We start from the raw sequence: 20,334 nt of genomic DNA on the forward strand, positions 1-20,334 counted from the left end.
GGTCCGGCGCCCCGCCGAGCATGCCGCCATGATCTAGCGTGGATCGCGCCCGCTGCAACACGGGATCACGGCATCCGGCGCGCTTCTTGCCCGGAGGCCGCGAGTTCGGCAAGGGCCGCGAGCGTCGGCGCGTTCGCCACCTCGGCCGCGGCGCGAAGCATCAGCGGCAGGGCGTCCCGTATGCGCGCCGACAGACAAAGAAGGCGAGCCGGACGGAGGAGGCCCGAGAATGCTGCAAAGCAGCATGCCTGCGCGAGCGACAGAAGAAGAACGCCGTCGATAGAGCCTTCGCGAAGCAGGGCTTCGACCTCCCTATCCCGCGGCGCGCGAAGGGGCGCGTCGTAGACCTCGACGGTTCGAAGCACGAGTCCGGCCGCCGCGAAAGCCGCCTCGGTCTCGGGCCTGCGGACCCGTCCCGCGGCGTAGAGAACGGGCAGCGCACGGCTGTTCACGATCTCGCGCGCAGGGTCGACCAGGGCGCCCGCCTCGCCCGCCCCAACGCGAACGTCGCGCCATCCCGCCCCCCGGAGCGCCGATGCGGTGCGCTCGCCCACGGCGAGCGCCGGCAGGTCGCACAGTTCGGGATGGCACCCGAGCCAGGGCGCGGCATGGGCGCTGGTCGCGAGCACGGCGGCGAAGGGTCCTTGCGGCAGGGCAGCCGGCAGCGTCACGACCTCCTGCAGCGGCAGGACCACCACCTCGTGCCCCCGCGCGGCGAAGAGATCGGCGAGACCCGAGGCGTCCTCCTTCCCACGCAGCGACAGGAAGCGCGCCAACCGGACCTCCTACCAGCCCTCGAAGAAGCGTTCCCCGGCCTCGGCGCGCAGCCGCCGCCCGGCCTCGCGGCCGAGGCGCTCGGCATCCGCGCCCTCGCCGGTCTCGCGCGTCTCGTGGACCTGCGTCCCGTCCGGGGTGAGGATCAGGCCATGAAACCGCAGGTGTTCGCCTTCGAAGCGGGCATGGCCCGCGATGGGCGTGCGGCACGAGCCGTCGAGAACGGCGAGAAAGGCGCGCTCGGCCAGAAGCGCCCGGTGCGTCGCGGCGTCGTCGATCGGCCGGAGCAGAGCGCGCGTGGCTTCGTCGTCGCGACGCGCTTCCACCGCGATCGCGCCCTGCCCGGGGGCCGGGGGAAACAGGTCGAGCGGCAGGATCTCGGTGGCCGCCCCTTCCGCCTCGAGGCGCTTCAGGCCGGCCAAGGCGAGCAGGGTGCCGTCGATATCGCCCGCTTCCAGCTTGGCGAGACGCGTCTGGACGTTGCCGCGCAGGATGCGAAGGGTCAGGTCCGGCCGCAGCCGGCGCAGGAGCGCCTGACGGCGGAGCGAGGCGGAGCCGACCACCGCCCCTTGCGGAAGATCGGCGATGCGCGGTCCCGCCCGCCCGACGAAGACGTCGCGCACGTCCTCGCGCGGCAGATAGGCCGCGATCTCGAGCCCCTCCGGCAGGCGCGTCGCCATGTCCTTGGCCGAATGCACCGCCAGATCGATGCGCCCGTCCAGAAGCGCCTCCTCGATCTCCTTGGTGAAGAGCCCCTTGCCGCCTACTTCCGAGAGCGGCCGGTCCTGGATGCGGTCGCCGCTCGTGGAGATGACGGTGACGGCGAAGTCGGTCTCGGGGCGGCCGGACGAGCGGCAGAGCCGGTCGCGCACCTCGTGCGCCTGCGCGAGGGCGAGGCGGCTGCCGCGCGTGCCGATGCGGATGGGGGTCGTGGTCATGACGCCCTCACTCGCCCATCGCGCCCGCAAGGGCAAGCGGGCTCGGGCGCCGCTGGCGCTTCGGCCCGCCGGGTCCTATGTCGGGCCCGACGATTCCAACGCCGCCCGAGGTCTCCCGCTTGTCCGAACCCGCCCCCCATCCCGCCGCCCTCGTGCTCGGCATCGAGACGAGCTGCGACGAGACGGCGGCGAGCGTGGTCGGCCGCGCCGCCGACGGGCGCGCGGTGATCCTGTCCAACATCGTGCTCAGCCAGATCGAGGAGCACGCGGCCTTCGGCGGCGTCGTGCCCGAGATCGCGGCGCGCGCCCATGCGGACGCGATCGAGGGCGTGATCGGCGCGGCGCTCCAGGAGGCGGGCGTCACGCTCGACCGGATCTCGGCGGTCGCGGCGACCAGCGGGCCGGGCCTTGTCGGCGGCCTGATCGTGGGCGCGCTGGCGGGCAAGGCCATCGCCGCCTCGCGCGGCCTGCCCTTCCTGGCGGTGAACCACCTGGAGGGTCATGCGCTGACGCCGCGCCTCACCGACGGCGTCCCCTATCCCTATCTCGTGCTCCTCGTCTCGGGTGGGCACACGCAGATCCTCCTCGTCTCGGGGCCGGGCGCCTTCGAGCGCTGGGGCTCGACGATCGACGACGCGCTCGGCGAGGCCTTCGACAAGACCGCCAAGCTGCTCGGACTGGGTAGTCCCGGCGGTCCGGCCGTCGAGCGGCGCGCCGCGAGCGGCGATCCCGCGCGCTTTCCCCTGCCCCGACCGATGCGCGGCGAGCGCCGGCTCGACTTCTCGTTTTCCGGCCTGAAGACCGCCGTGCGGCAGGTGGCCGAGCGGCATGCCCCCTTGACCGCGACGGACGTCGACGATCTCTGCGCGGCCTTTCAGGAGGCGGCGGCCGAGAGCGTCGCCGACCGCGTCCACCTCGCGCTGGAGCGCCTGCGCGAGTGCTTTCCGGCCGCCGCCGATCCCGTGCTCGCCGTGGCGGGCGGGGTCGCGGCCAACGGCGCGATCCGCCGCGCGCTGGAGCGGACCTGCGAGCGGCACGGCGTGCGCCTCGTCGCCCCGCCGTTGAAGCTGTGCACCGACAACGGCGCGATGATCGCCTATGCCGGGCTGGAGCGGCTGGAGATGGGCCGCTCCGATCCGCTGGACGCGCCGGTCCGCCCGCGCTGGCCGCTGGACGAGGCCGCCGTCCCGGTGATCGGCTCGGGCCGGCGCGGGGCCAAGGCATGAGCCGGACGGCGGTCGTGGGCGCGGGTGCCTGGGGCACGGCGCTGGCGATCCTGCGGGCGCGCGAGGGCGAGCGGGTACGGCTTCTGGCGCGCGACGGCGGCGCGGCGGAGTCCATCAACCGGACGCGGCGCAACCCGCGCTACCTGCCGGATATCGAGCTGCCCGAAACGTTGGCGGCCACCACCGATCCGGCCGAGGCGCTGGGCGGCGCGCGAACCGTTCTTCTCGTGACGCCCGCCCAGACGCTGCGCGAGGTCGTCGGCTCGCTCGCGCCCCACCTGTCGCCCGGAGTCCGCCTCGTCCTGTGTTGCAAGGGCATCGAGCGCGCGACAGGCCTCTTCGCCTCCGCCGTCGTGGCGGAGGCCGTGCCGGGCGCGGCGATCGCCGTCCTGTCGGGCCCGAGCTTTGCCGAGGACGTCGCGCGCGGGCTTCCGACCGCCGTGACTCTGGCCGCCGAGGACGAGACGCTGGCCGATGCGCTGGCGCAAGAGCTTTCCGGTCCGACCTTTCGCGTCTACGCCCATACCGACGTGCTCGGCGTCGAGGCGGGTGGCGCGCTCAAGAACGTCCTGGCGCTGGCGGCGGGCGCGGCAGCCGGCCTCGGCCTCGGCGCCTCGGCGGGTGCGGCGATCGTAACGCGGGGCTTCGTGGAACTGCGGCGCCTCGGCGAGGCGCTCGGCGCGCGGCCCGAGACGCTGATGGGGCTGTCGGGCCTCGGCGACCTCGTGCTCACCTGCTCGGGCACCCAGTCGCGCAACTTCCGCTACGGGCTCGCCCTGGGCCGGGGCGAACCACTGGCCGGCCTGCCGCTCGCCGAGGGCGTCCCCTCCGCCGCGATCGCCCGCAGGCTGGCGCGCGAGCGAGGCGTCGAGGCCCCCATCATCGAGGCGGTGGCGGCGATCCTGGACGAAGGCCTTCCCGTGCGCGAGGCGGTGGCCTCGCTCCTGGCGCGCCCGCTTCGACGTGAGTTCGACTAGGGGCGGATTGAACCCGTGCCCGCGGTCTTCTAGACGCGGGCATCGATCAACCAGCCACCGAGGTCCCCGATGCTGTTCGCCCTTCTCTGCGAGGATCGCACCGATGCCGGCAGCCTGCGCGCCGAAACGCGGGCCGAGCATCTCGCCCATCTCAAGGCGCTCGGGACGCGGCTGCGCTTTGCCGGCCCCTTCCTCGACGAGGGCGAGAAGCCAGTCGGCAGCCTCCTTGTCGTGGAGGCCGAAAGCCGCGAGGCGGCCGAGGCGCTGGCGGCCCAGGACCCCTACGCCCGTGCCGGCCTGTTCCGCTCCGTCACGGTGCGGCGCTGGAACTGGACGGTGAACAACCCGGACGCCGCCTGATGGCCTTCTGGCTGTTCAAGTCCGAGCCCTTCAAATGGTCGTTCGCCGACCAACTCGCCTGCGGCGAGGCGGGCACGGAGTGGTCGGGGGTGCGCAACTATCAGGCACGCAACTTCATGAGCGCGATGCGGATCGGCGAGCGCGGCTTCTTCTACCATTCCAACGAGGGCAAGGAGATCGTCGGGCTGGTCGAGGTGTCGAAGCTGGCCCATCCCGACTCGACCAGCGAGGATCCGCGCTGGACCTGCGTCGACGTCCGCGCGCTGCGCGCCCTGCCGAAGGCGGTGACGCTGGAGGAGGTGAAGCGGACGCCGGACCTCTCCGCGATGATGCTCGCCACCAACTCCCGCCTGTCGGTCCAGCCCGTGACCGAGGCGGAGTTTCGCGTCGTCTGCCGCATGGGCGGCCTCGACGAGATGCCGTGAGGGAACCGGGAGGGAACGAGAACGTTAAGGGAACAAACCAACGGAGAGTTCCCATGTCCACCGCCCATGCGTCCAACGCCAATCCCAAGGTCGAGGCCCCCTCCAACGCCGAGAAGGATCCCGATACCTGGACCACCGGCGGCGAGCCGATGACCGGCGCGCAGGCCTCCTATCTCCAGACGCTGTGCGAGGAGACGGACCACAAGTTCGACCCGGAAATGACCAAAGCCGACGCCTCGAAGCTGATCGACGAGCTTCAGGGACAGAGCAAACGGCTGAAGGACGCCTGAGAACCGGACGCCTGATGTTTCGGCCCGCCGCCTCGAACGTCGGCGGGCCGTCCTGTGTCAGGACAGGAAGCCGAGGAACCAGAGGATCAGGATGATAGGGATCGGGATTCCGATCAGCCAGAGAAGACCACCCTTGAGCATGCGACAGAACTCCGTGAACCTTATGGTTTTCGGCAACCGGACGGCGTGATGACCGGTTCCGCGCAAAATCCGGTCGCAGCTAACGGATCTGATCGGCACCGAGACTTCGTCCTTGCCAATACGTGCGCCGCCGCGCTGCCGAGCCTTCCCTCCATCCGCCTGCGACAGGCGGACGAGGCGCACGAACTCTGGCATCGCACCGAGCGCGAACTCGAGACGTCGGGCCTTCCCCCGCCCTTCTGGGCCTTTGCCTGGGTCGGCGGCCTCGGCCTCGCGCGCTTCGTGCTGGACGAGCCGCGCTTCGTGCGAGGAAAGCGGGTTCTCGACTTCGCGACGGGCTCGGGACTGGTGGCGATCGCCGCCGCGCAGGCCGGCGCTGCCGAGGTGACGGCCTGCGACACCGATCCGTTCGCGCTGGCGGCGGCGAAGCTGAACGCAGCCGGGAACGGCGTGGAGGTCGCGCTGGACGGCACGGACCGTATCGGCAGGCCGGTCGATGCCGACACGCTCCTTGCGGGCGACGTCTTCTACGACGCGGGTTTCGCCGCGCGCCTCGTTCCCTGGTTCGACGCTTTGGCGAGGGCGGGCAGCGAGGTGCTGGTGGGCGATCCGGGACGGGCCTACCTGCCGCGCGGGGCCGTCGAGCGCCTCGCCGAGCTTCGGGTGCCCGCCTCCGCCGCCTTGGAGGATGCGGAGGCGAAGACCGTCACGATCTGGCGCTGGAGAGGCAGCTAGGCGCCCGTCACGTGGTCGAGGAAGTTGCGGATTTCCCTCCGCCGCCGCTCCGTGTCGGTCACCTCCCGGTCGAGGCCGAGGCGCCAGGCAAGGTCGCGACGCTCCGGCTCGCGGCCGAGCGCCTCCACGAGGGCGGCATAGGCCGAGACATCGCCGGGCTCCTGCGCCAACCCCTCCTCCACGAGGTCGTCCGACTGGTCGCGCAAACTGGCGGCGATCTCCTCCAGCGACAGTTCGGGATGGTACTGCACGCCCCAGAATACGCCGTCCCCGTTTCGGATCTCAAGAGCCTCGACGGGGGTATCGACGGTTCCCGCCAGCACCCGTGCCCCGTCCGGCAGGCGCACGACCTCGCTGGAATGCATGGCCGGCGCGTCCCAGGACAAGGGCCGGCCGGCGATAAGCGGGTGGCCGCGCCCCGCGTCGGTCGGCGCGATGTGCCGCACGAAGGCGGCCTCCATGCGGGGCTTTCGCGGGCGCACCTGTCCGCCAGTCGCCACGGCGGCGATCTGCAGTCCCGCGCAGGAGCCGAAGGAGGGGAGCCCGGCCTCGAAGACGGCGAGCGCAAAGCGCGCCGCCGCACGCGTATCCTCGTCCTCCTCGTGCATCTGGATCGGCGAGCCCGCGAAGATCACGGCGTCGAAGGCACGGATTTCGTCACGCGCGGGCACCGGCTCGCCGGACAGGCAGGACACGAGCCGGCAGTCGATGCCGGGCACCATGGCGCGCAGCGTCTCGCGGTAGCTTTCGGCCGAAGACGCGCCGGAACGCTCGCGGCGTGCTTCGCGCTCGTCGCGCGTCTCGCTGCCGACCATCAGAATTCGGGGGGACATGGGCAGCGTTCCTGGACGTCTGTTGGAGCCGCCGGCCCGGGCCGGCGGCAGGAATCGAGCGACGAACGCTCAGGCCTCGTCGGCCTCCTCGGTCGCTTCCAGCATGCGGTCGATCTCGTCGGCGATGACGTCGAGCTGCTCGCGCGTCGCCTGCAGTTCCAGCATCCCGCCCTCGCTGTCGGAAATGTGGAGCGTGGCGGTCTCGCCGTCATCGGCGATCTTCACCTGGAATTCGGCAAGCGTCTTGGCCTTGGCCATGCGGGATGTCTCCGTCGCGGTTGAGCCAGCCCAACGTGCCGAGCACGGGTTGGCTCCCTTAGGATTCGAAAAGGTCGCAGGTCGGCGACGCATCCCTTGGGGACAAGTTGTCTTCGAGCGCTTGGCCGGAGGCGCCGGCGCCCGATCTACGCCGCGCGCCGCCGCTCCAGGAAAGGACAGCATGTTCGCCGAGATCGATCCCCCTCGCGTGCCGAGCCCCGGCCCCGCCCAGGTCGCCATCGTCGGCAACGCGCCGGAGGCGGGCGACCATGCGCGGGCGATCGACGCGGCCGACTGGGTGGTGCGCTTCAACAACGCGGTCGGCTTCGGCGGCCGGGCGGGGCGGCGCACGACGCATCTCGCGCTTGTCAATCGCGGTGGGCAGATGCGCGAGTGGCTGGAGGATGGCGCCTTCGCGCGGCGCCCGCTCGTGGCGGGGGCAGGCGCCTTCCTGCTGCCCTTCCCGCCGGACGCGGGCCGCGGCCACGCGGCATCCGCGGACGGGCGCGACTGGACGCGCGACGCGGCACGAGCCCTGCGGCCTCTCGGCCGGCCGATCCGTCTCCTTCCGCACGCCCTTCATCGCGAGGCGCGGCGCACGCTCGGCCACGAGTTCGGGGCGTGCGACCCCAACCCCTCCACCGGCTTTCTCGTCGCCTTCCACCTGCATCGGCAGCTTCGGGGGTCGGGCGCGCGTATCGCGGTCTACGGCTTCGGCTTCGCCGGCTGGCCCGGCCACCCCTGGGCGGCCGAGCGCGCCTGGTTCACCGAGCGCGAGCGCGAGGGCGCCCTTCGGCTCGTACCGCTCCGGGATTGAGGCCTCAGCCGCGCGTCTGGCCCAGCGTATCGGCCATCTGCGCTCCGCGCGCGCCCATGGGGCGGTTCGGCGGGCGGGTCGTGTCGCGGGCGGTCTGGTGCTCCAGCTCGGCGTTGAGCTCGGCACCCAGGAGAACGACGATCGTGGAGATCCAGATCCAGGTCATGAAGCCGATCGCCGCGCCGAGCGACCCGTAGGTCTCGTCGTAGGAGCCGAAGTTCTGGACGTACCAGGAGAAGAGAAGCGAGAAGGCGACCCAGAGAAGGGCGGCCAGTCCCGCGCCCGGCGAGATCCAGCGCCAGCGCGCCACCCGCCGGCTCGGCCCGTTGCGGTAGACGAGCGAGAGCCCGAGCGCGACGAGAACCAGAAGAACCGGCCAGCGCAGCCAGAGGAGCCATGTCTCGATCGAACCGAGATGCAGGAACTTCAGGACCACCGGCAGGACGACGACGGCGGCCAGGAGCAGGATCAGCACCGCGAGCGCTCCGAGCGTGAAGCCGAGCGTCACGAGCGTCAGGCGGACGAAGGAGCGCTTCTCCTCCTCCTCGTAGACGATGTTCATCGCGTCGAAGAGCGTCTTCATGCCGGCGTTCGCGCTCCACAGAGCGACGCCGAGGCCGAACACGAGGCCGAAGCCGAGCTTCTGGTCGGGCTGGCTGGTGAGCCGCGCGAGCTGCTCGCCTATGATGGCCGTGGCTCCGCCCGGCAGGAAGCCCGACAGGGTATTCACCTGATCCACGATGTCGGCCCGCGACGCGAACAGGCCGTAGATCGACACCAGCGCCGTGATGGCGGGAAACAGCGCGAGAAGGACGTAGAAGGTGACGCCGGCCGCGACCAGCATCAGCCGGTCGCGCGAGAATTCTCCGTAGGTACGCCACAAAATATCGAGCCAGCCGGCTGCCGGAACCTCGGTCGGGCTTCGTGCATCGCGCCCCCGGCCGGCGACGGTCACGCGATCGTCACCCGTCCGCTCTTCGGGCGCGGCCCCTTCGCCGATCGCGGGCGCCCGCGCGGAAGCCGAGCCGAAGGCGGCGTCCTCGTCGCCCTCGACGCGGCGCCGGATGCGCCCGGCCAGGAAGCTGGCCAGCGCGATTCCGCCTGCGGAAACAAGGCCGAGCGCGATGTCGCCCGCCTGGGACGGCTGGGTCCGGTTCCGGTCGTAACGTGGAAAGCGTGTGGTCATGCGCCTCGTGCCCGGTTGCCTGTCGTGACGGGCCGGGCGCGATCAAGGGCATGTGCAACGGCGGCCCTTGCCCGCCCGATGCCCGGCGGGGCAGAAGATGGTCCGACGCGACCGGAAGGAAACCGCCATGGGCCAGTTGGATCAGCGCAACGGCTGGGGCCGCAGGCTCGCGCCGAGCCTTGAGGAGATCGAGGCGCTGGCGCTCGAGGCCTATGCCCAGTTGCCGGCCGAGTTCCGCGCCCTGTCGGGCGAGATCCGCTTCCACGTCGCCGACTTTCCGGCCGACGACGTGGTGGAGGAGATGAACCTCGAGTCGCCCTTCGACATCCTGGGCCTCTTCGAGGGGCGGCCCGTCGCGGCGCTGGACACGCCCCAGACGGGCGAGTTTCCGAACCGCATCCTTCTCTATCGCCGCCCGATCCTGGACTACTGGGCCGAGCACGAGGAAAGCCTCGGCACCCTCGTCTCCCACGTCCTGATCCACGAGATCGGCCACCATTTCGGCCTGTCGGACGCCGACATGGAGGCGCTGGAGGATCAGACCGACTGAGCGCTACTGCTCACCGAGCTTCATGGACGGGTCGTAGTCGCGGCCCTCGACGACCTTGGTCACCGGCTGGGCGCATTTCATGACGCCTTCCCCGGCATCGAAGGCGTAGGCCGGCGAGCCCGCCAGCTCCCACCCCTTGGACAGGGCGAGCGAGACCTTGTGGCAGAAGGCGGCGTCGTCGACGCCGGTGAGAAGGCGGTAGAGCTTCAAGACGGGAACTCCTGGTCGGATTGGTCGGCCTCTCGGGCCAGCGCCGCGCGTGCCAGAAGCCGCTCGGCGCGCGCGAGGTGAAGGCGCTCCACCATGCGGCCGTCGAGGCGGATCACGCCGCGCCCGGCATGGACCGGATCGGCGAAGGCCGCGCGGATCGCCTCGGCCTGCGCCACCTCCGCCTCGCTCGGGCGGAACAGCTGGTTGGCCGGCTCGATCTGAGAGGGATGGATCAGCGTCTTGCCGGCAAAACCCATGGCGCGTCCCTGCGCGCACTCGGCGCGGAAACCCGCCTCGTCCTTGAAGTCGTTGAACACGCCGTCCAGCACCGGCACGCTGTAGGCGGCGCCCGCCAGGATCACGGGCCCCAGAAAGGGCATGAGCTCGGCGCGGCCGGGCGCGACGAGAAGGTCGGCCGAGAGCGCGAGGTCGTTCGGCCCCGGCGCCAGCGCCCCGGGCCGCCAGCGACCCGGAATGCCCGCGATGGCGGCGGAGGCCAGAACGCCCTGTGGCGTCTCGATCATCGCCCACAGGCGCATCGTCTCGGGCGCGTCGGCCTGGACCAGCGCTTCCCCGGCGTCCTCCAGGTCCTGCGGACCGGAGACCTTCGGCAGGAGAACCGCATCGGCACGCACGGCGCGCGCCATGAGAAGGTCCTCGGTGCCCTCGCGGGTGTGGAGCGGGTTGATGCGAACGACGCGAAGCGCCCGGCCCCGGGGCGTGCCGCCGAGATGGTCCCGAAGCCGCTCGCGCGCCGCCTCCTTCTCGCCCGGCGCGGCCGAATCCTCGAGGTCGAACAGGAGCGCATCGGCCTTCAGCGTGGCGGCGCGCGCGAGGGCGCGGGCGTTGCCGGCCGGCACGAAGAGGGCGGAGCGGAGAAGCGGAGCGTCAGGCATGGGCGCGCCTGTCTTGCCGCAGCGGCGGCCGCGCTTCAAGGTCTCCCCCTTCCCCGCAGGCTTCGGGCTTCCGCTGCCGGGACGGCGGGTGTAACGAGGCCCGATCCAGTGCCGAGACGGAGCTTCGGGAAACCCATGCAGAAGTTCGACCATCTGACGGGCGTGGCCGCGCCGCTGCCGATCCTCAACGTCGACACCGACATGATCATCCCGAAGGACTACCTGAAGACGATCCGGCGCACCGGGCTCGGCGTCGGCCTCTTCGCCAACATCCGCTACCGCGAGGACGGCTCCGAGGATCCCGACTTCGTCCTGAACAAGCCGGCCTACCGCCAGGCCGAGATTCTGGTGGCGGGCGACAACTTCGGCTGCGGGTCGAGCCGCGAGCACGCCCCCTGGGCGCTGCTCGACTTCGGCATCCGCTGCGTCATCTCGACCAGCTTCGCCGACATCTTCTACAACAACTGCTTCAAGAACGGCATCCTGCCGATCCGCGTCTCGCCCGAGGAGTTGCAGTCGCTCCTCGCTGACGCCGAGAAGGGCGCGAACGCCAAGCTGACGGTGGATCTCGCTGCCCAGGAGATCCGTCGTCCCGACGGCGGGGTGGTGCGCTTCGACATCGACCCCTTCCGCAAGCACTGCCTCCTCAACGGTCTCGACGACATCGGCCTCACGCTGGAGCGCGAGGCCGACATTGGCGCCTTCGAGGCGAAGAACGCGGCCGCCCGTCCCTGGGCCTGAGCCGGGAACGGGCGGACACCTTGATGCGGGGAAAGCTCAGGCGCTGAGACGCTCGAAGCCCGCATCGTCCGCGAGGTCGAGCGCGAAGCCATCGGCCGGGGCGGAGCGGCGGAAGCTCTGCGCGCGGGCCTGAAGCTCGCGAACGTCCGGCCTGGACGACGCGGCGACGGGCGTCGCGGGCTCGGCGGCCGGGCGCACCGCGGCCGGAGCCTCTGCCGTCTCGTCGGTCCGGAAGAAGCCGACCTGCTCGGACAGATGGCCGGCCTCGGCCGAGAGTTCGCCGGCGGTGGCCGCCATCTGGTTGGCCGCGCCGGCATTGGCCTGCGTCACCTGGTCGAGCTGGACGATGGCCTGGTTGATCTGCTCGATGCCGACCGACTGCTCGCGGCAGGCCGCCGAGATTTCCGAGATCAGCTCGTCCGTGCGCTGGATCGTGGGAACCAGCACCGACATCTTCTGTCCGGCCTCGGCCGTGAGGTCGAGGGTCGAGAGCGACAGGCGCTCGATCTCGATCGCCGCGCCCTGGACGCGCTCGGCAAGCTTCCGCACCTCGGAAGCCACCACGGCGAACCCCTTGCCGTGCGAGCCGGCGCGCGCCGCCTCGATCGCGGCGTTGAGGGCGAGGAGGTCGGTCTGGCGGGCGATCTCGCGGATGTCGCGCACCTTGCCCGCCACGCTTTCCATCGCGGTCGCGGCCTTGGAGGCGCTCTCGCCCACCTCGCTCGCCAGGACGCTCGCTTGCTTCGCCATCTTCTCGGTCTGCGAGGCATTGTCGGCGTTCTGGCGGATGTTGGCGGTCATCTCCTCCAGCGCGGCCGAGGCCTCCTCTGAGGCGGCGGCCTGCTCTGTCGAGCCCGACGAGAGCTGGTCGGCGGTCGCGGCCGATTGCGAGGAGCCCGAGGCGACCTGCGCCGCGGACTGGCGGACCGAGCCGACGATCTCGCCGAGGCGCGACGACATCTCGCCCATGGCGCGCTGGAGATCGCCGATCTCGTCGCGCGAGGTGCCGGTGGTGGTGGTGGCCGTGAGGTCGCCATTGCCGATCCGTTCGGCCAGCGCGGTGGTCCGGCGCAGGGCTCCCGAGAGCGAGCGGCCGAGTCCGTAGGCCACCGCGACGCCCAGAAGAACCGCGCCCGCGCCGAGCGCGATCATCCAGAAGCGCGTCTGCGCGTAGGCCGAAGCGGTCTCGGCGACGTAGGCGGTCGCGGTCTCGCGCTCGACCTCGGACTGCTTGTCAATCAGCGCCTCGAAGGCCAGGGTCGCGGGACGAACCTCCTTGGTGTTCTGCGTCACCGCCTGGCTGGACGTGTTGCGCGCCCCCAGCGCCACCCATCCGTCCATCATGTCGCGGAATGAGGCCCAGGTCGCCGCCATCTTCTCGACGCGCGGCTGGGTCGCCGCGTCGGCGGCGCTGCGGATCTGCGTGACATACGCGTCGAACTGGGTGCGGCGGGACTTGTAGCTCGCCTCCAGCGTCTTCAGCTTGTTGTCGTCGCTTTCCAGAAGGATCTGCGTCGAGACGAAGCGGGCCTCGGGGAACTTGGCCTGCATGTCGGCGAGCGTCGCCTGCGCGATCTGCGTCAGCGGGCTCGCCGGCAGGTTGCGGAACATGGCGCGAAGCTGGGTCAGCATCGTCTCGAGGCTCTTGCCGGTCGGCTCGGCCTTGGCCATCGCGTGGATCGCGTCGGAGCGGTCCGTCGCCCGTGCCGTGGGCAGCGTCGCGTCGATCGTCGACTGGACGGCGGCGAGCGAGGCCTGGAGTTCGGCGCCCTGCGCCTGCCGGTCCGCGGGGAGCGACTGGACATAGGCGTCCACCGCGCGAACGAGGTCCGCGCGCGTCTCGACCATGCGGGCCTCGATCTCGGCGATCTCCTGTGCGTCGTCGGAGGCGATCATGTCGAGAAGCGACAGGCGCGTGCGCGTTTCCAGCGTGCGGATGCCGTCGAGCGCCTGGACGCGCGTGAAGGAGCCCGAGGCGAAATCATCGGCCTCGCGGTTCGAGACCGAGAGCGTATGGATTCCAAGGGCGCTGGTGGCGCCCAGCATCGCGAGCACGACGGCAAAGCCCGCCGCCAGCTTCCAGCGTATGGTCAACCTCAAGACGGAACTCCCCCAAAGATTCCGGTCGGGCCGACGGCGGGGCCGCGCGGCACGACGCATGGGACCATCTGAGCCCCCTCCCCTTACCGACCGATTGCCGGTGGGGCGCGGCGCGCGGGTCAATTCCGACGTTTGGTCAAGAAACGGTTGCCGGGCGAACCTCGCTCGTTCTTGCCGCGTGGGGCGCGGACCGCTACGACCCGCCCGACCGGACCGGACAGCCGGCTCCGGCAGAGCGCAAGGGAACGATCCGCCATGGCCGCACGCAAGCTCCTCCTCCTTCCGGGCGACGGCATCGGCCCCGAGACCATGGCGGAAGTCGGCAAGGTCCTCGCCGTCCTCGGCCGCGCGGGCTCGCCCTTCGAGACGGAAACGGCGCTGGTCGGCGGCGCGGCGTACGACGCGCACGGCCAGTCGATCTCGGACGGCGACATGGCGCTCGCCATGGCGGCCGACGCGGTGCTCTTCGGCGCGGTCGGCGGCCCGAAATGGGACGGCGTTCCCTACGAGGTCCGGCCCGAGGCGGGCCTCCTGCGGCTGCGCAAGGACATGGCGCTGTTCGCCAACCTGCGGCCCGCGATCTGCTATCCGGCGCTGGCCGACGCCTCTTCGCTCAAGCGCGAGCTCGTCGACGGGCTCGACATCCTGATCGTGCGCGAGCTGACCGGCGGCGTCTATTTCGGCGAGCCCAAGGAGATCGTGGACCTCGGGCAAGGCCAGAAGCGCGGCGTCGACACGCAGGTCTACGAGACCTACGAGATCGAGCGCATCGCGCGCGTCGCCTTCGAGCTCGCGCGCACGCGGCACGGCAAGGTCACCTCCATGGAGAAGCGCAACGTCATGAAGACGGGCGTCCTGTGGAACGAGGTGGTGAGCCGCGTCGGGCGCGACGAGTATCGCGACGTGCGCCTCGAGCACATGCTGGCGGATGCGGGCGGCATGCAGCTCGTGCGCAATCCCAAGCAGTTCGACGTGATCGTCACCGACAACCTGTTCGGCGACATGCTCTCCGACATCGCCGCCATGCTCACCGGCTCGCTCGGCATGCTGCCCTCCGCGTCGCTAGGCGCCCCGGACAGCTCGACGGGACGCCGCCGCGCGCTCTACGAGCCGGTGCACGGCTCGGCGCCCGACATCGCGGGCACGGGCGTGGCCAACCCGATCGCCATGATCGCCTCGCTCGCCATGATGCTGCGCTACTCGTTCGAGATGACGCGCGAGGCCGAGGCGCTGGAGCGGGCGATCGCGGCCGTCCTGGAAGAGGGCACGCGCACCGCCGACATCATGGCGCCGGGCTGCCGGCAGGTCGGAACGGCGGAGATGGGCGATGCCGTCGCGGCGCGCTTCGAGCGCCTTCTGAACGCCTGACGCGCCCCTCGAGGCGCGGGACATGAAAGCGCCGCCCCGGAGGGATCCGGGGCGGCGCTTTTCGTTTCCGTCGTGGCGCGGATCAATCCGCCAGATCGACGTTCCGGCGCTCGCGCACGAACAGGACGCCGATCACGACCGTGAGGAGCGCGAAGAAGACCGGGTACCAGAGCCCCGCGAAGATATCGCCCGTAGAGGCGACGATCGCGAAGGAGGTAGCCGGCAGCAGGCCGCCGAACCAGCCGTTGCCGATATGGTAGGGCAAGGACATGGCGGTGTAGCGGATGCGGGTCGGGAAGAACTCCACCAGCGCGGCGGCGATCGGCCCGTAGACGATGGTGACGTAGATCACCATCACCGTCAGGATCAGGATGACCTTGAGCGCCTGGAGCGAGCCGAGCGCCGAGAAGAAGCCGTCGACCTTGACCTTGGCGGGATCCGTGGCGGCCGGGTAGCCGGCCGCGACCATGGCGGGACCGAGCGCGGCGGTGAAGCCGGCCGAGTCCGTGAAGGCGATCGGCGCGCCGCCATTGACGACGAGCTGGGTGGGCGAGCCCGCCGGCGCGTCGACCTGCGTGTAGCGATAGGCCTGCTGCGACAGCGTGCGGCGCACGACGTCGCAGGGGCTCGTGAAGGTGCGCACGCCCACCGGATCGAAGAGCGAGCCGCAGGTGGCGGGATCGGCCACGACCTCGGCGCGCACGGTCTCGATCGCGTTCGCATAGGTCGGGTTGGCGGCCGAGGTCAGCGCCTGGAACAGCGGGAAGTAGGTCGCCGCCGCCAGGAGGCAGCCCGCCAGGATCACCGGCTTGCGACCGATCCGGTCCGACAGCGAGCCGAACACGAGGAAGAAGGGCGTCGCGATGATCAGCGCCCAGGCGATCAGGACGTTCGCCGTCAGAAGGTCGACCTTCAAAACCGTCTGAAGAAAGAACAGCGAGTAGAACTGACCCGTGTACCAGACCACGGCCTGTCCGATCACGAGGCCGAACAGGGCGATCAGGACGATCTTGCCGTTGCGCCAGTTGCCGAAGGCCTCCGAGAGCGGCGCCTTGGACTGGGTGCCCTCCTCCTTCATCTTCTGGAAGATCGGCGACTCGTGCATCTGCAGGCGGATGTAGATCGAGACGATCAGAAGGATGATCGACAAGAGGAACGGCACGCGCCAGCCGCCCACGAGACCGAAGAACAGGGGCTGCGTCGAGGCGAAGGCCTCCTCGCCCATGTTGAGGCGCAGGGTGACGATGACGGCCAGCGACAGGAGAAGGCCCATCGTCGCCGTGGTCTGGATCCAGGCCGTGTAGAAGCCGCGCCGGTTGCGCGGCGAATGCTCGGCGACATAGACCACCGCGCCGCCGTACTCGCCGCCGAGCGCCAGCCCCTGCGCCATGCGCAGGAGCACGAGGATGATCGGCGCGGCGACGCCGATCTGCTCGTAGCCGGGCAGGAGGCCGACCGCGAAGGTCGACAGGCCCATGATGAGGATCGTCAGGAGGAAGGTATACTTGCGCCCGACGAGGTCGCCGAGACGCCCGAAGACCAGCGCGCCGAAGGGGCGCACGAGAAAGCCGGCGGCGAACGTGAGAAGCGCGAAGATGGCCTGCGTGGCCGGCGGGAACTGCGAGAAGAACTGCTTGCCGATGATCGCGGCGAGCGTTCCGTAGAGATAGAAGTCGTACCATTCGAAGACGGTGCCGAGCGAGGAGGCGATGATGACCTTCCGCTCGCGCTTCGTCATGGGGGTTCGGGCGGGAGCCACACCGGCCCCCGTAGGATATGTCGACACTGGCTTGTCCTCCCGCCGTCGATTGGTGACGGTCTCGCACGCTCTTTTTCGGCGCGCGGGGACACGGTAACCGCTTCGTAAACGATTGGAAGCGCCCTGCCCCATTTTCGCCCGTTTTCGCACGGGACAACCGTGGGCTCGTCTCGTCACCATTTCGTGCAATCGCTTCGAAACAAAGCCGCGACCGGAACCGGCGCCCGCGCATCACGTTGATCGCCCTGAAGAACGTCAACTGGAGCAGATCATGATTCGTGGGATCATCAAGGCCGTCCTCGTGGGCTGGATCAGCAAGAAGATCGCCGAGCGCGGCGCGCGTCGCGGCCTCGGCCCGCAGCCGGCCGGATACCCGGACCGTCGCGACTGGCGCCGGGGCTGAGGCCCCTCGCTGACGCGAGCACATCGGTTGAACACGACGGGGCGGCTCGCGAGGGCCGCCCCGTCGCATGTCGTCTTCATCGAACGTCGCTGTGGCGCCTCGGCGATTGACAGTCCACCGCGGGCGGGCGCATAGGCTCGGTTCGATGCCCACGCTCACGAAAACCACGATTACGATCTGACCGCCTCGTCCCGAACGCCCCCGGGACGGGTGGCGAGCGCATGGCCGGTTCCGGGGCGAGGCTGAAGGTCAGACGATGGGTTACAAGGTGGCGGTGGTCGGCGCGACGGGCAATGTCGGCCGCGAGATGCTCAACATCCTCGAGGAGCGCGGCTTCCCGGCGGACGAGGTCGTGGCCCTCGCCTCGCGCCGCAGCCAAGGAACCGAGGTCTCCTTCGGCGACAAGACGCTGAAGGTGAAGTCGCTCGATTCCTACGACTTCTCGGGAACCGACATCTGCCTCATGTCGGCGGGCGGATCGGTCGCCAAGGAATGGGCCCCTCGCATCGGCGCCAAGGGCTGCGTCGTGATCGATAACTCCTCGGCCTTCCGCTACGACGCCGACGTGCCGCTGGTGGTTCCCGAGGTGAACGCCGACGCGGTGAAGGGCTTCACCAACCGCTACATCATCGCCAACCCGAACTGCTCCACCGCGCAGCTCGTCGTGGCCCTCAAGCCGCTGCACGACCGCGCGACCATCAAGCGCGTCGTGGTCTCGACCTACCAGTCGGTCTCGGGCGCGGGCAAGGAAGGCATGGACGAGCTCTTCGAGCAGAGCCGCGCCGTGTTCGTGGCCGACCCGACGACCAACCGCAAGTTCACCAAGCGCATCGCCTTCAACGTCATCCCCCACATCGACGTCTTCATGGAGGACGGCTCCACCAAGGAGGAATGGAAGGTGATGGCCGAGACCAAGAAGATGCTCGACCCCAAGATCAAGGTGACCTGCACGGCGGTTCGCGTTCCGGTCTTCATCGGCCATTCGGAGGCCGTCAACATCGAGTTCGAGAAGCCGATCACGGCCGAAGAGGCGCGCGACATCCTGCGCGAGGCGCCCGGATGCCTCGTGATCGACAAGCACGAGGACGGCGGCTACGTCACGCCGATCGAGACTGCGGGCGAGGACGCGACCTACATCAGCCGCATCCGCGAGGATCAGACGCTCGAAAACGGGCTGAACATGTGGGTGGTGGCCGACAATCTGCGCAAGGGCGCGGCGCTGAACGCCATCCAGATTGCCGAACTCCTGGTCAACCGCAAGCTGCTGGGCGCCAAGGCCGCGGCCTGACCCCCGTGGCCCGGCGGCCACGCAGGCCCGCCAATCGCCGGACCAGCCCCAATCCAGCCCCGACTGTTGTCTAGCGCCGGAGCGCAGACAACACGGCGCCGCCCGGCGGGCGGCGCCATCGGCTGGATTTGGACGTCATGAAGAAGCTGCTTCTCGTTTTCGCCGCGACCTCGATGCTCGCGGGCTGCACCACAGACCCCTACACGGGCGAGCAGAAGATCTCGAACACGGCCGGCGGCCTCGGGATCGGCGCGGGCGCGGGCGCGCTCGGCGGCTACCTCGTGGGCCGCGCGACGGGCAGCGATCCCGGCAAGGCGGCCCTGATCGGCGCCGGCATCGGCGCGATCGGCGGCGGCGGCATCGGTGTCTACATGGACCGCCAGGAGGCGGACCTTCGGGCCCAGCTCCAGGGCACTGGCGTCTCGGTCACGCGCCAGGGCGACCGCATCATTCTCAACATGCCCTCCAACATCACCTTCGCCACGAACCAGGACCAGGTGCGCTCCGAGTTCTACCCGACGCTCCAGTCGGTCGCGATCGTGCTGAACAAGTATGACCGCTCGATCGTGGACGTGGCCGGCAACACCGACAATGTCGGCGGTGAGGGCTACAACTTCGCGCTCTCCCAGCGCCGCGCCCAGTCGGTTTCGCAGTTCCTGGCGAGCCAGGGCGTCAACCCGCGCCGCCTGAACACGCAGGGCTACGGCATGAGCCGCCCGATCGCCTCCAACTCGACCGAGGAAGGCCGCGCCGTGAACCGGCGCGTCGAGATTTCGATCTCGCCCCTCCAGGCGGGCTGAACGGAGAAAGTGGACCGCCCTCGCCTCGCGTCAGGCGTGGGCGGTCCGATCCAGGCGCCGGCTCCAGAGGACGGCGAGAAGGGCGAGCGCGGCGAACAGCGCGCCCGCCAGCGGCAGGTCGCGGAAGCCCGCCCCCGCGCCGATCAGCCCCGCACCCGCCCAGGCCCCCAGCGCGTTGCCGAGGTTGAAGGCGCTCTGGTTGAGCGTCGAGGCGAGGTTGCGCGCGCCCGCCGCCACCTGGACGATGCGCATCTGCATGGGCGCCACCACCCCGAAGACGAGCGCGCCCCAGACAAACAGCAGAGCCAGCATCGCGAGCGGCGTATCGGCCAGGAACCAGAGCGACAGAAGCACCGCGACGATGCCCGCGAAGAGGCCCATCAGCGCGACGAGGAGGAAGCGGTCCGCCGCCCGCCCGCCCAGGATGTTGCCGACCGTCATGCCGACGCCGAAGACGAGGAGAAGCGCCGGCACGTCGGCGGGCGCGACATGCGTGACGTCGGTCAGAAGCGGCGTGATGTAGGTGTAGACGGCGAAGAGCGAGGTCGAGGCGAGGACACTGATCGACATGGCGACGAGAACCGGTCGGCGCAGGAGGATGCGAAGCTCGTCGCGAAAGCCGACATCGGCGCGCGGCACGCTGCGCGGAACCGTGAGCGCCAACGCCAGGGCCTGAAGAAGCGCCAGCGCCGTCACGACGCCGAAGAGCGTGCGCCAGCCGAACGCCTGTCCGACCAGCGTCCCGAGCGGAACGCCCACGACGTTGGCGAGCGTCATGCCGACGAACATCATCGAGATGGCCTGCGCCTGGCGGCCGGGCCTTGCGACCTCGGCCGCCAGGACGGCGCCCACGCCGAAGAACGTGCCGTGAGCGAGCGCGGTGAAGAGGCGGGCAGCCATGAGAAGGGCGTAGCTCGGCGAGAGCGTGCAGGCGAGGTTGCCGAGGACGATGATGGCGGCCAGCGCCAGGAGCACCCTGCGGCGCTCCATGCGCGAAGTCACGACCGCCAGCAGCGGCGCGCCGAAGACGACGCCCAGCGCATAACCCGTGATCAGGAGCCCGGCCTGGGGGATCGTCGCGCCGAGGTCGCGCGCGACCTCCGGCAGGAGCCCCATGATGCCGAACTCGCCCGTGCCGATCACGAAGGAACCGAGCGAGAGCGCGGCGATGGCCCATCCGCCGCGGCGTCCGCCGGCGGCCTCGTCCCGGCCGGCGGGCTCATCGATCGAAGCGAGGATCATGGGGCAGCCTCCCGGTG

Annotated in this window: 23 protein-coding genes; 13 read left to right on the top strand and 10 right to left on the bottom strand. The window is 70.4% G+C overall.

Annotated elements, in window-relative coordinates; genetic code table 11:
- Window positions 1-65: 65 nt before the first annotated feature.
- Together AUL35_RS17600 and hemC are read right to left on the bottom strand one after the other, a co-directional pair.
- Entirely contained in the window at window positions 66-776 is a 711-nt protein-coding gene (locus AUL35_RS17600; RefSeq protein ID WP_062017139.1) for a uroporphyrinogen-III synthase, read from the bottom strand.
- 9 nt (window positions 777-785) lie between these two features.
- Entirely contained in the window at window positions 786-1,712 is a 927-nt protein-coding gene (hemC, locus tag AUL35_RS17605) for a hydroxymethylbilane synthase (protein WP_062017142.1), read from the bottom strand.
- A 119-nt stretch (window positions 1,713-1,831) separates the two neighbouring features.
- On the opposite strand from hemC, the gene tsaD reads away from it, so the two are divergent.
- The 6 genes from tsaD to AUL35_RS17635 all read left to right on the top strand — a co-directional run bounded on the left by tsaD (window position 1,832) and on the right by AUL35_RS17635 (window position 5,866).
- Window positions 1,832-2,938: a tRNA (adenosine(37)-N6)-threonylcarbamoyltransferase complex transferase subunit TsaD gene (gene tsaD / locus AUL35_RS17610; RefSeq protein WP_244493814.1), complete on the top strand. Its 1,107-nt coding sequence runs from the start codon at window positions 1,832-1,834 to the stop codon at window positions 2,936-2,938.
- Complete coding sequence (locus AUL35_RS17615) at window positions 2,935-3,915, top strand: NAD(P)H-dependent glycerol-3-phosphate dehydrogenase (RefSeq protein WP_062017145.1); 981 nt, start codon at window positions 2,935-2,937, stop codon at window positions 3,913-3,915. The genes tsaD and AUL35_RS17615 overlap by 4 nt, the downstream gene beginning before the upstream one ends.
- Window positions 3,916-3,984: 69 nt before the next feature.
- Window positions 3,985-4,275 (top strand): YciI family protein, encoded by a 291-nt coding sequence (locus AUL35_RS17620; RefSeq protein WP_062017148.1) that lies wholly within the window; start codon window positions 3,985-3,987, stop codon window positions 4,273-4,275.
- A complete protein-coding gene (locus AUL35_RS17625) occupies window positions 4,275-4,700 on the top strand; it encodes an EVE domain-containing protein (protein ID WP_062017151.1) in 426 nt (141 codons plus the stop codon). Before AUL35_RS17620 ends, AUL35_RS17625 begins: the two co-directional genes overlap by 1 nt.
- 53 nt (window positions 4,701-4,753) lie before the next feature.
- Complete coding sequence (locus AUL35_RS17630) at window positions 4,754-4,990, top strand: DUF3072 domain-containing protein (RefSeq protein ID WP_062017154.1); 237 nt, start codon at window positions 4,754-4,756, stop codon at window positions 4,988-4,990.
- A gap of 189 nt (window positions 4,991-5,179) precedes the next feature.
- The gene (locus AUL35_RS17635; protein WP_062017157.1) at window positions 5,180-5,866 is read left to right on the top strand and encodes a methyltransferase; all 687 of its coding nucleotides are present in this window, start codon (window positions 5,180-5,182) and stop codon (window positions 5,864-5,866) included.
- On the opposite strand, the gene AUL35_RS17640 is transcribed toward AUL35_RS17635, so the two are convergent.
- Both AUL35_RS17640 and AUL35_RS17645 read right to left on the bottom strand, forming a co-directional pair.
- Window positions 5,863-6,699: a type 1 glutamine amidotransferase gene (locus AUL35_RS17640; RefSeq protein ID WP_062017161.1), complete on the bottom strand. Its 837-nt coding sequence runs from the start codon at window positions 6,697-6,699 to the stop codon at window positions 5,863-5,865. The genes AUL35_RS17635 and AUL35_RS17640 overlap by 4 nt on opposite strands.
- 69 nt (window positions 6,700-6,768) lie before the next feature.
- Window positions 6,769-6,957, bottom strand: coding sequence for a hypothetical protein (locus AUL35_RS17645; protein ID WP_062017164.1), 189 nt, complete (start codon window positions 6,955-6,957; stop codon window positions 6,769-6,771).
- A 181-nt stretch (window positions 6,958-7,138) separates the two neighbouring features.
- Here AUL35_RS17645 and AUL35_RS17650 point away from each other — a divergent pair, with 181 nt between their 5' ends.
- Complete coding sequence (locus AUL35_RS17650; protein ID WP_062017167.1) at window positions 7,139-7,774, top strand: hypothetical protein; 636 nt, start codon at window positions 7,139-7,141, stop codon at window positions 7,772-7,774.
- Window positions 7,775-7,778: 4 nt separating this feature from the next.
- On the opposite strand, the gene AUL35_RS17655 is transcribed toward AUL35_RS17650, so the two are convergent.
- Window positions 7,779-8,960 (bottom strand): YihY/virulence factor BrkB family protein, encoded by a 1,182-nt coding sequence (locus AUL35_RS17655; RefSeq protein WP_062017170.1) that lies wholly within the window; start codon window positions 8,958-8,960, stop codon window positions 7,779-7,781.
- A 127-nt stretch (window positions 8,961-9,087) separates the two neighbouring features.
- Between AUL35_RS17655 and AUL35_RS17660 the strand changes: the two genes are divergently transcribed.
- Window positions 9,088-9,510: a metallopeptidase family protein gene (locus AUL35_RS17660; RefSeq protein ID WP_062017173.1), complete on the top strand. Its 423-nt coding sequence runs from the start codon at window positions 9,088-9,090 to the stop codon at window positions 9,508-9,510.
- 3 nt (window positions 9,511-9,513) lie between these two features.
- Here the strand turns inward: AUL35_RS17660 and AUL35_RS17665 are convergent, their stop codons facing one another.
- Window positions 9,514-9,720, bottom strand: coding sequence for a DUF1737 domain-containing protein (locus AUL35_RS17665; RefSeq protein ID WP_062017176.1), 207 nt, complete (start codon window positions 9,718-9,720; stop codon window positions 9,514-9,516).
- On the bottom strand, window positions 9,717-10,616 hold the full coding sequence (locus tag AUL35_RS17670) for a CoA ester lyase (RefSeq protein ID WP_062017275.1): 900 nt from the start codon (window positions 10,614-10,616) through the stop codon (window positions 9,717-9,719). The genes AUL35_RS17665 and AUL35_RS17670 overlap by 4 nt, the downstream gene beginning before the upstream one ends.
- Window positions 10,617-10,751: 135 nt before the next feature.
- Here AUL35_RS17670 and leuD point away from each other — a divergent pair, with 135 nt between their 5' ends.
- On the top strand, window positions 10,752-11,357 hold the full coding sequence (gene leuD, locus AUL35_RS17675) for a 3-isopropylmalate dehydratase small subunit (protein WP_062017179.1): 606 nt from the start codon (window positions 10,752-10,754) through the stop codon (window positions 11,355-11,357).
- Between the two features lie 36 nt (window positions 11,358-11,393).
- On the opposite strand, the gene AUL35_RS17680 is transcribed toward leuD, so the two are convergent.
- A complete protein-coding gene (locus AUL35_RS17680) occupies window positions 11,394-13,451 on the bottom strand; it encodes a methyl-accepting chemotaxis protein (RefSeq protein ID WP_062017182.1) in 2,058 nt (685 codons plus the stop codon).
- Between the two features lie 261 nt (window positions 13,452-13,712).
- Between AUL35_RS17680 and leuB the strand changes: the two genes are divergently transcribed.
- Entirely contained in the window at window positions 13,713-14,825 is a 1,113-nt protein-coding gene (gene leuB, locus AUL35_RS17685; RefSeq protein ID WP_062017185.1) for a 3-isopropylmalate dehydrogenase, read from the top strand.
- Between the two features lie 82 nt (window positions 14,826-14,907).
- Here the strand turns inward: leuB and AUL35_RS17690 are convergent, their stop codons facing one another.
- Entirely contained in the window at window positions 14,908-16,563 is a 1,656-nt protein-coding gene (locus AUL35_RS17690; protein WP_062017187.1) for an MFS transporter, read from the bottom strand.
- A 292-nt stretch (window positions 16,564-16,855) separates the two neighbouring features.
- Between AUL35_RS17690 and AUL35_RS23075 the strand changes: the two genes are divergently transcribed.
- From AUL35_RS23075 to AUL35_RS17700, 3 genes are all read left to right on the top strand, one after another.
- Entirely contained in the window at window positions 16,856-16,987 is a 132-nt protein-coding gene (locus AUL35_RS23075) for a hypothetical protein (protein WP_280137353.1), read from the top strand.
- 256 nt (window positions 16,988-17,243) lie between these two features.
- Window positions 17,244-18,275 carry an aspartate-semialdehyde dehydrogenase gene (locus AUL35_RS17695; RefSeq protein ID WP_062017190.1) on the top strand — a complete coding sequence of 344 codons (1,032 nt, stop codon included), beginning with the start codon at window positions 17,244-17,246 and terminating at the stop codon, window positions 18,273-18,275.
- Window positions 18,276-18,412: 137 nt separating this feature from the next.
- Window positions 18,413-19,075: an OmpA family protein gene (locus AUL35_RS17700; RefSeq protein WP_062017193.1), complete on the top strand. Its 663-nt coding sequence runs from the start codon at window positions 18,413-18,415 to the stop codon at window positions 19,073-19,075.
- Window positions 19,076-19,105: 30 nt separating this feature from the next.
- Here AUL35_RS17700 and AUL35_RS17705 read toward each other — a convergent pair whose 3' ends face one another.
- Window positions 19,106-20,317 carry an MFS transporter gene (locus AUL35_RS17705; protein ID WP_082666422.1) on the bottom strand — a complete coding sequence of 404 codons (1,212 nt, stop codon included), beginning with the start codon at window positions 20,315-20,317 and terminating at the stop codon, window positions 19,106-19,108.
- Between the last annotated feature and the right edge of the window lie 17 nt (window positions 20,318-20,334).

This window comes from Aureimonas sp. AU4, assembly GCF_001463765.1.
In the GTDB taxonomy this organism is placed as follows: Bacteria; Pseudomonadota; Alphaproteobacteria; order Rhizobiales; family Rhizobiaceae; genus Aureimonas.

Bases quoted from the DNA above. Each gene is read 5' to 3' on its own strand.
- AUL35_RS23075 (WP_280137353.1), top strand. From the start codon at position 16,856: ATGATTCGTGGGATCATCAAGGCCGTCCTCGTGGGCTGGATCAGCAAG.
- hemC (WP_062017142.1), bottom strand. From the start codon at position 1,712: ATGACCACGACCCCCATCCGCATCGGCACGCGCGGCAGCCGCCTCGCC.
- AUL35_RS17630 (WP_062017154.1), top strand. From the start codon at position 4,754: ATGTCCACCGCCCATGCGTCCAACGCCAATCCCAAGGTCGAGGCCCCC.
- leuD (WP_062017179.1), top strand. From the start codon at position 10,752: ATGCAGAAGTTCGACCATCTGACGGGCGTGGCCGCGCCGCTGCCGATC.
- AUL35_RS17690 (WP_062017187.1), bottom strand. From the start codon at position 16,563: ATGACGAAGCGCGAGCGGAAGGTCATCATCGCCTCCTCGCTCGGCACC.
- AUL35_RS17660 (WP_062017173.1), top strand. From the start codon at position 9,088: ATGGGCCAGTTGGATCAGCGCAACGGCTGGGGCCGCAGGCTCGCGCCG.
- AUL35_RS17655 (WP_062017170.1), bottom strand. From the start codon at position 8,960: ATGACCACACGCTTTCCACGTTACGACCGGAACCGGACCCAGCCGTCC.
- leuB (WP_062017185.1), top strand. From the start codon at position 13,713: ATGGCCGCACGCAAGCTCCTCCTCCTTCCGGGCGACGGCATCGGCCCC.
- AUL35_RS17705 (WP_082666422.1), bottom strand. From the start codon at position 20,317: ATGATCCTCGCTTCGATCGATGAGCCCGCCGGCCGGGACGAGGCCGCC.
- AUL35_RS17625 (WP_062017151.1), top strand. From the start codon at position 4,275: ATGGCCTTCTGGCTGTTCAAGTCCGAGCCCTTCAAATGGTCGTTCGCC.
- AUL35_RS17700 (WP_062017193.1), top strand. From the start codon at position 18,413: ATGAAGAAGCTGCTTCTCGTTTTCGCCGCGACCTCGATGCTCGCGGGC.
- AUL35_RS17640 (WP_062017161.1), bottom strand. From the start codon at position 6,699: ATGTCCCCCCGAATTCTGATGGTCGGCAGCGAGACGCGCGACGAGCGC.
- AUL35_RS17650 (WP_062017167.1), top strand. From the start codon at position 7,139: ATGTTCGCCGAGATCGATCCCCCTCGCGTGCCGAGCCCCGGCCCCGCC.
- AUL35_RS17645 (WP_062017164.1), bottom strand. From the start codon at position 6,957: ATGGCCAAGGCCAAGACGCTTGCCGAATTCCAGGTGAAGATCGCCGAT.
- AUL35_RS17615 (WP_062017145.1), top strand. From the start codon at position 2,935: ATGAGCCGGACGGCGGTCGTGGGCGCGGGTGCCTGGGGCACGGCGCTG.
- AUL35_RS17635 (WP_062017157.1), top strand. From the start codon at position 5,180: ATGACCGGTTCCGCGCAAAATCCGGTCGCAGCTAACGGATCTGATCGG.
- AUL35_RS17620 (WP_062017148.1), top strand. From the start codon at position 3,985: ATGCTGTTCGCCCTTCTCTGCGAGGATCGCACCGATGCCGGCAGCCTG.
- AUL35_RS17695 (WP_062017190.1), top strand. From the start codon at position 17,244: ATGGGTTACAAGGTGGCGGTGGTCGGCGCGACGGGCAATGTCGGCCGC.
- AUL35_RS17670 (WP_062017275.1), bottom strand. From the start codon at position 10,616: ATGCCTGACGCTCCGCTTCTCCGCTCCGCCCTCTTCGTGCCGGCCGGC.